This is a genomic window from Desertibaculum subflavum (genome assembly GCA_003576705.1).
In the GTDB taxonomy this organism is placed as follows: domain Bacteria; phylum Pseudomonadota; class Alphaproteobacteria; order Ferrovibrionales; family Ferrovibrionaceae; genus Desertibaculum; species Desertibaculum subflavum.
This window is the reverse complement of sequence record QOZS01000097.1, coordinates 1-10,080: the sequence shown is the minus strand read 5'-3', so window position 1 is coordinate 10,080 and position 10,080 is coordinate 1. Positions and strand designations below refer to the sequence as shown.

Genomic DNA, 10,080 nt, shown 5'->3' with positions numbered 1-10,080 from the left:
CCAAGAAACTCCGCCGCTTTGCGGCGCCCCGGCCGGGGCGCCGCAAAGCGGAACAAACCGAGGAGACTGTCAGGCATGTATCCGGTCTGTAGTGTCCGACATGTAGCCGGTTGCTCAGCGCGACGCGTACCGTGGAGAGCACGACGTCGATGTGCTGGAGCACTTCGTGATTCCAAAAGCGAAGGACCCGCCAACCGGCACGTTCGAGATTTTGCGTGCGCTCGGCGTCCCGCTCGGATTCGGTATGCTGACCGCCATCGACTTCGATGATCAGCTTCGCGGCCAGACAAGCAAAGTCAGCGAAGTACGGCGGCACGGGATGCTGACGACGGAAGCGGTGACGCGGAAACGATTCCCGCAAGGCGCGCCAAAGCATTCGCTCCGCCTCGGTCGCGTTCGCCCGAAGCTCTCGCGCTCTGACACGCGTTTGCAGATCGAGGAGCGCCATCGGCTAGCCTCGGCGCCGTGAAACCCCCACCCTGCCCTCCCCCGCGTACCCGCGGGGGAGGGTTAGATGGGTTGGGGATGGGGCGAAGCGCGACATCGGCCGTCAGTTCCGGAGCGGCCGGCCCTTGGTGAGCATGTGCTCGATGCGGTCGAGCGTGGGCGCCTGCTTGATCAGGCGCATGAAGCCTTCGAGCTCGAGCTTCATCAGCTGCTTCTCGGTCACCGTCTGGGTGATGTCGGTATTGCCGCCCGACAGCACATAGGCGACTTCGGCCGAGACCACCTTGTCGTGCGGCGTCGCCTTGCCCTGCAGGAAGAAGCCTTCCACCGCCATCGACAGCGCGGCGCGCGCCGTCTCGCCGGGCAGCGAGACTTCCGGCGGTGTCGGCGGCTTGTAGTCCGCCACCATCGCCAGCGCCTTGGCCTTGGCATCGGCAAGCAGGCGGCGGCGGTTCATGGTCACGCCGTCATTCTCGGTCATGATGTTCATGTCGCGCGCCTCGGCCGCCGAGGTCGCGACCTTGGCGGTGGAGATCGCCTCGAACACCTGCGCCACCGCCGGCATCGGGCCGCCGGGCCGCTTCTTGTTGTTCAAGGTGCGGACGATCAGCTCCTTGCAGCCGCCCCAGCCCGGCAGCAGGCCGACGCCAACCTCGACCAGGCCCATATAGCTCTCGGCATGCGCCTGGATCGCCGCCGCGTGCAGGCAGATCTCGCAGCCGCCGCCGAGCGCCATGCCGGCCGGCGCCGCCACCACGGGGAATGGCGCGTATTTCAGCGACAGATAGGCCGCCTGGCCTTCCGAGATCGACTGCTCGATCACCGGCCACATCGCCGTGTTGGCGGCGAACAGCGCGAGGCCGACATTGGCGCCGACCGAGAAGTTGTCGGCATCGTTGCCGATGATCAGAGCCTTGTAGCCCTGCTTGTCGATCTTCACCGCCTTCTTCACGATCTCGATGACGTCGGCATCGAGCGCGTTCATCTTGGTGTGGATCTCCAGGCACGCCACGCCGTCGCCGACATCCCAGAGCGAGGCGGAGCGGTTGGAGGCGATCGGCTGCTTGCCGCGTTTCTTGTCGGCCAGCATCCAGGCATCGTCCGCCACCACGATCTCGGCGTATTCGCCCTTCGGCGTGAGGCGCCAGGCCTTGCCGCCCTCCTCCTTGTAGAAGGGCCGGCCCTTGGCGATCTCCACCATCTTCGGCACCGGGCGGCCTTCGGCCTTGAGCTTGTCGGCGAACCAGCCGGTGCCGAGCATGTCGATCTGCTCGAACGGGCCCCATTTCCAGGCATAGCCGGTCTTCATCGCGATATCGACATCGCGGATGTCGTCGGCGATCTCCGGCACCAGGTCGGCGGCGTAGCAGAGCGTGCGCGAGGCCACCGCCCAGGCGTACTTGCCGCCCTTGTCCGCATGCTCGACCAGCTTCTTCAGGCCCTTCACCTTGGCCGACGCAAGATCGGGGCGCATCTTCTTGCGGTACTCGCCGGTCTTGAGGTCGATCGCCTCCTTGCCCTTGGCGCGGTAGAAGCCGCCCTTGCCCTTACGGCCGGTATAGCCCTCGGCGATCATCTTCTGGGTCAGGGCGTTCAACGGGTGATCGGGCTTGAAGCTCTGCACCAGCGGATCGGATTTCGGCAGCAGGCGCAGCATCGAGCCGATCACATGCGGGCCGAGGTCGATGCCGGTCAGGTCGCCCAGGCCGAAGATGCCGGTCTTCGGAATGCCCATCGGCTTGCCCACGATGGCATCGGCCTCTTCCACCGTCAGGCCCTGGTCATAGGCTTCGGTCAGCGCGACATGACTCCAATAGATGCCGATGCGGTTGCCGATGAAGCCGGGCGTGTCCTTGCAGCCGATGACTTCCTTGCCGAGCGCGCGGTCGCCATAGGCCTTGAGGCTGGCGATCGCCTCCGGCCGCGTCTTCGCGCCGCCCACCACTTCGAGCAGGCGCATGTAGCGCGGCGGGTTGAAGAAATGCGTGATGGCGAAGTCGCCGGCGAAGCTCTCCGGCAGGCCCTTCACCAGCTCGCCGAGCGGGATGGTCGAGGTATTGGACGAGACGATCGAGCCCTTCTTCCGCACGCCGTCGAGCTTCTTGTAGAGGTCGCGCTTGATCTCCGGGTTCTCGATGATCGCCTCGCAGATCCAGTCGCAATCGCCGACCAGGCCGAGATCGTCCTCCAGGTTGCCCGGCGTCACGCGCTTGGCGAAGGCGGGATGCATGAAGGGCGCGGGCTTGGTCTTCAGCATCTTCTCGACCGCGCCCCGGGCGAGGGTCGAGCGGTCGTTCGCGCCTTTCGGCACGATGTCGAGCAGCACGACCGGCGTGCCGGCATTGGCGCAATGCGCGGCGATCGCCGCGCCCATCACGCCGGAGCCGACGACGGCGACCTTCTTGATGCCGTTGGGCATGGCGGGCGCCGCGCTCATCAGCAGGCCTCCAGGACGGTGGCGATGCCCTGGCCGCCGCCGATGCACTGGGTGGCGAGCGCGTACTTGCCGCCCTCGCGCTTGAGCAGCGAGGCGGCCTTGCCGGTGATGCGGGCACCCGTCGCACCCATCGGATGGCCGAGCGCGATGGCGCCGCCGTCGAGATTGATCTTCTCCTTCGGCATCTTCGCCTCGATCAGGCAGGCCTGGGCCTGGGCGGCGAAGGCCTCGTTGATCTCGATCACGTCGATGTCCTTGAGGCCGAGTCCGGCACGCTCCAGCGCCTTCTTCGTGGCCGGCACCGGGCCGATGCCCATCAGCTCCGGCGGGCAGCCGGCGACGGCGATCGACTTGATGCGGGCGAGCTTCGGCAGGCCGTGCTTGTCGGCATAGGCCTCGGTGCAGACCAGCACGGCGGAGGCGCCGTCGGTCAGCGGCGAGGAGGTGCCGGCGGTGACCGTGCCGTTCTTGTCGAAGGCCGGCTCCAGGCCGTTCAGGCTCTCCTGGCTGCTGTCGGCGCGGATGCAGCCGTCCTTCTCCACCCGGTTGTTGCCGTCGACGATGGCCACGATCTCGGCGTCGAACTTGCCAGCGGCCTGGGCCGCGGCGGCCTTGCGGTGGCTTTCCACCGCCATCTCCTGCTGCGCCTTGCGATCGATCGAATACTTCTTCGCCAGGTTCTCGGCGGTGATGCCCATGGAGACATAGGCCTCGGGGTAGCGCTTGTAGAGGCCGGGATGCGGCGCCGGGTTGAAGCCGCCCATCGGCACCCGCGTCATGCTCTCGATGCCGGCGCAGACGAAGACCTGGCCGGCCCCCATCTGGATGGCGCCCGCCGCCATGTGGATCGCCTGCATGGACGAGCCGCAGAAGCGGTTCACCGTGGTGCCCGCCGTCTCGGTCGGCAGGCCGGCCAGGAAGCCGACCATGCGGGCGACGTTCAGGCCCTGCTCCGCCTCCGGGAAGGCGCAGCCCATAATGATGTCCTCGATATCCTCCGGCTTCACCTTGGTGCGCTCGACCAGGCCTTTCACCACCTGCGCCGCCAGCTCATCGGGGCGCACCTTGGCGAGGGCGCCCTTCCTGGCGAGGGTGAAGGGAGAGCGGGCAAAGCCGGCGATCACGACGTTCTGCTGCATGGTTCCACCTTCCGCTGCCGCGGACGTAGCGCGTCCGGCGCCTCGCCCGCCCTGGTTCTTGGTTAAGACTGTCCCTAAACGCTATCGCGGCGGTCCCGCCACTCAGGCCGCCTTCTCGGCGGCTCGTCGAGCCACCAGTTCACGCTCGATCATCTTTACGATGTCTTTCAATTCGCGGATCGCGTCATCCACATCCCGCCGCTGGCGCTCCAGTTCGGCGACGCGGTCGCGGCTGCGATCCAGCGTGAACTGCATCTGCTCGATCTGCCCATCGCCATGGTCGTAGAGGTCGAGCATCTCCTTGATGTCGTCCAGCCGGAAACCCAGGCGTTTGCCGCGCAGGATCAGCGCGAGCCGCGCCCGATCGCGCCGCGAATAGATGCGGTTCAAACCCTGGCGGGAGGGCGCCAGCAGGTTCTTGTCCTCGTAGAAGCGTATGGCGCGCGGCGTGATGCCGAATTCGTTCGCCAGCTGCGCGATGGTGTAGGTTTCGGCCACCTCGGTCCCACGCCTCCCTGAACTCCAGCGTCGGGACTCTTTCTAGTTTACGTTTACGTAAACGTCAAGTGATTGTTGCCGATTCCGCTACGGAATCTAGCACAACGCCGGCACCGCGCCCTCACGCCCACAGGGCCGCGGCCACGGAAGCGACCAGCAGCGCGGCGAAGCCCAGGTTGATGCGCCGGTTGGCGCGTGGCTCGCGGAAGAATCGGGTCAGCGCGGCGCCGCCGAGCAGCCAGACGAATTCAACTGCGATGATGACGACGAAGAGGACGGCGATCTTCATTGCCGCGTCGAGCGCCAGCGCGCCGCGCACCAGGACGAAGCCTGAGAACAGTGCCGCCATCGCCGCATAGCCTTTCGGATTGACCAGCGAGAGCAGCAGACCGGCGGCGAACGAGGGCTCGCGCCGCGCGCCCGCGTCGGCGGCGAGCGGCGGCGCCGTGGCGATGCGCCAGGCGAGGTAAGCGAAGTAGAGGCCCGAGGCCACGGTCACCACCGGGGTCACGCCCGGCAGTGCGAGAAGTAACCCGACAAGGCCGCTCGCCGTCACCGCCATGACACCGATCATCCCGAAGGTGAGGCCTGCGAGATAACCGAGGCAACGACGCGCGCCGAAGGCCGCGCCGGCCGCGGCGAGGCTGAGATTGGCCGGGCCCGGGCTGCCGGCGAGGGCGAGGCCGGCCAGGATGAAGGCGGGCAGCGCTTCCATCTCACCGCCCCGCCCTGTCGTTCGGCGGATGGAGTCTGCTATGCAACATCATGGCCCGGCATCTGAGCCAAGACGGCGGCGCCGGTCTTGAACGATCGTGCGCCGCCCCGCACGGCGATTGGCTCCGCATCGCGCCGGCGGTACCCGGCCTGGAGCGGTTCGAGGCCCGCTTCGCTGGCGGCGGCTATGCGCCGCACCGCCACGACGTCTATGCCATCGGCATCACGCTGCAGGGCGTGCAGCGGTTTCGCTATCGCGGCGCCGCCGCGCAATGCCTGGCCGGGCAGGTCTATGTGCTGCATCCCGACGAGCTGCATGACGGCCACGCCGGCACCGAGGCGGGGTTCCGCTATCGCGGCATCTACATCGCGCCCGACCTCGTACGCGATGCCCTGGGGCAGCCGGGCTGGGCGCTTCCCTTCTACGCTGCCGTCGTGTCGGACGACCGTCGGCTCGCCGCCGCGGTGCTGCCGGCGCTGGACGATCTCGACCGGCCGCTCGACGACCTGCAGCGCGACCAGATCGTGATCGATATTGCCGATGCCCTGGCAGCCGGCGCCTCCTCACCGCCGCGGCACGCGCTCGCTGCGCGACATGGCAACGCGGTTGCGGCCGCCCGCGATCTGATCGAAGCAGGCTTGCGCGACGGCGTGACCTCGGAGCAGCTGGAGGCGGCGACCGGCCATGACCGCTACACGTTGGCCCGCCAGTTCCGCGCCTGCTTCGGCACTAGCCCCTACCGCTATCTGATGCTGCGGCGCCTCGACCGGGCGCGCCGCCTGATCGCCCACGGCTTGCCGCTCGCCGAAGCGGCGGTGGCCGCCGGCTTCGCCGACCAGAGCCACCTGACGCGGCGGTTCAAGCAGGCTTATGGCCTGACCCCGGCGCGCTGGGCCGCCCTCAGGCGCGGCTGAGCCGGCCCACCGCAGGATCGCGCCGATCCGGCCGTAGAATGCCGGAACCGTTGCGAGTTGCGTCGATGCCCCTCCGCTTATCTCTCCTGTGCGTTCTGCTGTTCGGCCTCGCCTCCGCGGCACGCGCGGACGCAACCATCACCTTCGAGCATGGCGGCCACAAACGCGTGGCGGTGCTGCACCTGCCGGCGAGAGCAGGCGGCGCGCTGCCGCTCGTCATCCTGTTGCACGGCGCCGGCGGCTCCGGCGAACAGGCGCTTTCCCATTACGGCTGGCCGGCCTTAGCCGACGCGGAAGGCTTCGCCGTGCTGGCCCCGGACGCGATGCCGGCGCGGCCGGACCGCGAGGCGAACCTGCGCAACAATCCCCGTTTCTGGGATGACGGCTCCGGCCGCGGCCTGCGCAAGGTGGACGATACCGGCTTCATCCTGGCCGCGGTGGAGCAGGCGGCGCGCCGTTTCGACCTCGACCGGCGGCGCCTCTATGCCGCCGGCCATTCCAGCGGCTCCGGCATGGCCCAGCGCCTCGGCCTCGACCATGCCGACCGCATCGCCGCCATCGGCGTGGTCGCCGGCCAGCGCCCGCCGGGCGGGCCGCCGAAACGGCCGCTGCCGGTCGTCTACATCAACGGCGCCGAGGACACGGCCAATCCGGTTGCCGGCGGCGTGCGCGAATTGCCCTGGGGCAGGCCGACGACGCTGCCGCCGCTCAGCGAGAGCCTGGACGGCTGGGCCCGCTTCAACGGCTGCGCGGCGCCCACGCAATCGGCCCCGGTGGCGAAGGTCTCGCTCACCCGCTGGGGGTCCTGCCGCGACGGCGCGGAAGTGCTGTTCTATCTGCTCGCCGACCAGGGCCATCAATGGCCGGGCGGCAAGGCGCGCCGGTTCGGCCCAGGCCTCGGACCGCAATCGAACGCGCTCGACGCCACGCGCACGATCTGGGACTTCTTCCACCGCCATCCGCTGCCGCCCGGCTGACAGCCACCCCGCGCTGTGCCACCCTCGCCGCACAAGAACGGGAGGGAACCATGCAGCGCTATGCGGGCAAGGTCGCGCTCATCACCGGCGGTGCCTCCGGCATGGGCCGCGCGACGGCGAAGCGGCTCGCCGCGGAAGGCGCCAAGGTGGCGCTGACCGACCGCCAGGCCGAGGCCGGCGCCAAGGTCGCGGCCGAGATCGGCAACGACGCGATCTTCCTGGAGCAGGACGTGACCAGCGAAGCCGGCTGGCCGAACGTGATCCGCGCCGTACAGGCGAGGCTCGGCGCGCTCCACGTGCTGGTCAACAATGCCGGGATCGGCGGCACGATGAAGGGCGCGACGCCGGAGCAGGAAACGCTTGATGGCTGGCGCCGCATCCACAGCGTCAACCTGGAAGGCGTCTTCCTCGGCTGCAAATACGGCATCCCGGCGATCCGCGAGGCCGGCGGCGGCGCCATCGTCAACATCTCCTCGCTCGCCGCGATGCAGGGCACGCCGGCGCTGGCCGCCTATGGCGCCAGCAAGGGCGCGGTCCGTCAGTTCACCAAGACGGTGGCGATCCACTGCGCCTATCGCGGCTACAACATCCGCTGCAATTCGGTGCATCCCGGTCCGATCGACACGCCGATGCTGCAGGACCTGCTGTCGCGCGGCGGCACCGTCGACCCGGCGGAGGGGCGGCGCAAGTTCATCGAGCAGGTGCCGCTCAAGACGCTCGGCCGGCCGGAGGACATCGCCGCCGCCGTCGCCTTCCTCGGCTCCGACGATGCCCGCTTCATCACCGGCGAGGAGCTGCTGGTCGATGGCGGCATGAACGCGATCTGAGTGGAATTTGCGTGCCGACGGTTGAAAGCGGTGCCTATCCGCTGAGAGGGTTCGACGAGCCGGTGATGCTCTACGCGGCCTGACGGCGCGGGCGGTTCATTCCGGCGGGAAGTGCGGCTCCGGCCGCACGAACAGGTCTTCGTAGGTGACGAGCTGCGGCCAACCGAGCGCGCAGGGCCGACCGCCGCGAAACGCCCATTCGCCGCGGGCACAATCGGACGCGCGGACATAGCCGTTCAGGTAGAAGCGCCGGTCGCGCTTGCTGTCGTTGGCACCCGAGCCGTGCACGGTAAAGAGGCCCCACATGGCGAAATCGCCGGGCTCGAGCTTGAGGTCGACCAGCTTGGTCGGGTCGAGGCCCGCCGTCGCGAGCGCCGCCTCTGCCGCCGCATTGTCGCCGATCGCCCCCTCGACCGGGAGCGCAATCTCGCCGTTGCGATGCGAGCCCGGCAGCAGGCGCATGCAGCCGCTCTCGCGGGTATGCGGATCGATGGCGAGCCCGGTCTGCACATAAGAGACCGCGGGATTGCGATAGGCCGAACGCGGCCGGCGGAACCGGATGTCCTGGTGAAAGGCGAATTCCGCCGCCTTGGCGCCCGGCGGCTTCCAGTGCAGCTGGTTGATGATCTGCTTCAGGTCGCGCCCGATGAGCGGCTGCAGCAGGTCCAGGATGCGCCTGTCGGTGCGCACCTTTGCCAGCACCGGATCGTGATAGCTCGGCCACTGCGCCAGCCGCACGATGGGGCCCCGCTCCGCGTCCTTGCGCAGCCGGTAGTACAGGTTGCCATGGCGGAAGCTGCGTCCATGCGCGAGCCCGGCGGCATATTCGCGATCGAAGGCGGCGGCGATCTCGGCCACTTCAGCAGGCGTGAACAGGCCGCGCACGACGGCATAGCCGTCGCGGTGGAACTGGGCCACGTGATCGGGTTCGCTGCGGGTCTCGGTCTGGACAGCCAACTGCATGGTGCCCAGAACATATGGTGCGTTGGTTAACGGGCGGTAAGGCCCCCGTCGACCACCAGTTCCGACCCGGTCATGAAGGACGAGGCCTCGCTGGCCAGGAACAGCGCCCCGTTGGCGATGTCCTCCGCGGTGCCGAGCCGGCCGATCGGGTGCTGCTTCGCCACCATGTCCCTGGCGGCAGTGGGGTCGTTCAGCCCCTTGCCGCGGTTATGGATCGCCACCGCGCCCATATCGGTGTCGATCACGCCGGGATGGATCGAGTTGACGCGGATGTTGTAGCCGAGCTCGGCGCATTCCAGCGCCACCGCCTTGGTGAAGATGCGGACGCCGCCCTTGGTCATGCAATAGGCCGAGGCGCGGACCGAGCCGACGATGCCGGCGATCGACGACAGGTTGACGATCGAGCCGGCAAAACGTTGCCGCCGAGCCGGATCCTTCATCGCCTTGATGCCGTGCTTGGTGCCGAACAGCACGCCTTCCAGGTTGGGACCGGAGAGATACTTCCAATCCGCCAGGGTCACTTCCTCGATCGGCACGGCGCGGAAAGTGCCGGCATTGTTGACGAGCACGTCGAGGCCGCCGAAGGCTGAGACGGTCTCGCCCACAACGCGCGCCCAGGCGGCCTCGTCGGTGACGTCGTGCTGCAGGGCGATGGCCTTGGCGCCGCCCGCCTTCAGCGCCGCCGCCGTGCGCTCCGCCGTGGCGCCGTCGAGATCGGTCACGGCGACCGCGCCGCCGGCCTCCGCCAGCGCCTTGGCGATCGCCGCACCGATACCGCGCCCGGCACCCGAGACCAGGCAAACCTTCCCGTCGATCCGGCTCATTTTGTCTCCTCCCGCCTGTTAGCCCTTGTATCTGGATCTGTGTTCGACGGATCCGGAAAAGGTGATGAGATGTCGGATCGGCGGCAGGCCTGCCGCCGATCCGACAAACGCGGGTCGGTGACCGTAAGCCCTCAGGTGTCGCGCACCGTGGGAGAGCCTGGCTCCCGACCCGTTTCCATTGTCGGCCCGAACAGTCGCAAGGCGTGGAACAGCGCCGCATCTGCAAGGACGGGACCGATGGAACGAAGCGGTGATGTTGTTGTCGGGATCGACGTGTCGCAATCCCGGCTGGACGTGCATGTGCTGCCAGGGGGCGACAGCTTCGCGGTGCCGCGCGAT

At 68.4% G+C, this 10,080-nt stretch carries 10 protein-coding genes; 3 read left to right on the top strand and 7 right to left on the bottom strand.

From position 1 onward, the window contains the following. The 5 genes from DT074_RS26900 to DT074_RS26880 all read right to left on the bottom strand — a co-directional run. Positions 1-448, bottom strand: a 448-nt coding sequence (locus DT074_RS26900; protein ID WP_162915267.1) for an endonuclease domain-containing protein, incomplete at its 3' end; no start/stop codon positions are given. A gap of 102 nt (positions 449-550) precedes the next feature. After that, a complete protein-coding gene (locus DT074_RS26895) occupies positions 551-2,884 on the bottom strand; it encodes a 3-hydroxyacyl-CoA dehydrogenase/enoyl-CoA hydratase family protein (RefSeq protein WP_368744940.1) in 2,334 nt (777 codons plus the stop codon). Continuing rightward, positions 2,884-4,023, bottom strand: coding sequence for a thiolase family protein (locus DT074_RS26890; RefSeq protein WP_119422929.1), 1,140 nt, complete (start codon positions 4,021-4,023; stop codon positions 2,884-2,886). Before DT074_RS26890 ends, DT074_RS26895 begins: the two co-directional genes overlap by 1 nt. A 102-nt stretch (positions 4,024-4,125) precedes the next feature. Next, positions 4,126-4,521: a MerR family transcriptional regulator gene (locus tag DT074_RS26885; protein ID WP_119422928.1), complete on the bottom strand. Its 396-nt coding sequence runs from the start codon at positions 4,519-4,521 to the stop codon at positions 4,126-4,128. A gap of 121 nt (positions 4,522-4,642) precedes the next feature. Beyond that, positions 4,643-5,236, bottom strand: coding sequence for a LysE family translocator (locus DT074_RS26880; protein ID WP_119422927.1), 594 nt, complete (start codon positions 5,234-5,236; stop codon positions 4,643-4,645). A 50-nt stretch (positions 5,237-5,286) separates the two neighbouring features. On the opposite strand from DT074_RS26880, the gene DT074_RS26875 reads away from it, so the two are divergent. The 3 genes from DT074_RS26875 (at position 5,287) to DT074_RS26865 (ending at position 7,954) form a co-directional block, all read left to right on the top strand. After that, complete coding sequence (locus tag DT074_RS26875) at positions 5,287-6,150, top strand: AraC family transcriptional regulator (protein ID WP_119422926.1); 864 nt, start codon at positions 5,287-5,289, stop codon at positions 6,148-6,150. 65 nt (positions 6,151-6,215) lie between these two features. Then, complete coding sequence (locus DT074_RS26870) at positions 6,216-7,127, top strand: CE1 family esterase (protein ID WP_162915266.1); 912 nt, start codon at positions 6,216-6,218, stop codon at positions 7,125-7,127. A gap of 50 nt (positions 7,128-7,177) precedes the next feature. Further along, on the top strand, positions 7,178-7,954 hold the full coding sequence (locus DT074_RS26865; RefSeq protein ID WP_119422924.1) for a glucose 1-dehydrogenase: 777 nt from the start codon (positions 7,178-7,180) through the stop codon (positions 7,952-7,954). 96 nt (positions 7,955-8,050) lie between these two features. Here the strand turns inward: DT074_RS26865 and DT074_RS26860 are convergent, their stop codons facing one another. Both DT074_RS26860 and DT074_RS26855 read right to left on the bottom strand, forming a co-directional pair. Next, the gene (locus DT074_RS26860; protein ID WP_119422923.1) at positions 8,051-8,917 is read right to left on the bottom strand and encodes a phytanoyl-CoA dioxygenase family protein; all 867 of its coding nucleotides are present in this window, start codon (positions 8,915-8,917) and stop codon (positions 8,051-8,053) included. Positions 8,918-8,943: 26 nt separating this feature from the next. Continuing rightward, on the bottom strand, positions 8,944-9,741 hold the full coding sequence (locus DT074_RS26855) for an SDR family NAD(P)-dependent oxidoreductase (protein WP_119422922.1): 798 nt from the start codon (positions 9,739-9,741) through the stop codon (positions 8,944-8,946). Positions 9,742-10,080 lie beyond the last annotated feature (339 nt).

Coding starts and splice junctions, on each gene's coding strand:
- DT074_RS26895 (WP_368744940.1), bottom strand. CDS start 2,884: ATGAGCGCGGCGCCCGCCATGCCCAACGGCATCAAGAAGGTCGCCGTC.
- DT074_RS26890 (WP_119422929.1), bottom strand. CDS start 4,023: ATGCAGCAGAACGTCGTGATCGCCGGCTTTGCCCGCTCTCCCTTCACC.
- DT074_RS26880 (WP_119422927.1), bottom strand. CDS start 5,236: ATGGAAGCGCTGCCCGCCTTCATCCTGGCCGGCCTCGCCCTCGCCGGC.
- DT074_RS26875 (WP_119422926.1), top strand. CDS start 5,287: ATGGCCCGGCATCTGAGCCAAGACGGCGGCGCCGGTCTTGAACGATCG.
- DT074_RS26870 (WP_162915266.1), top strand. CDS start 6,216: ATGCCCCTCCGCTTATCTCTCCTGTGCGTTCTGCTGTTCGGCCTCGCC.
- DT074_RS26865 (WP_119422924.1), top strand. CDS start 7,178: ATGCAGCGCTATGCGGGCAAGGTCGCGCTCATCACCGGCGGTGCCTCC.
- DT074_RS26860 (WP_119422923.1), bottom strand. CDS start 8,917: ATGCAGTTGGCTGTCCAGACCGAGACCCGCAGCGAACCCGATCACGTG.
- DT074_RS26855 (WP_119422922.1), bottom strand. CDS start 9,741: ATGAGCCGGATCGACGGGAAGGTTTGCCTGGTCTCGGGTGCCGGGCGC.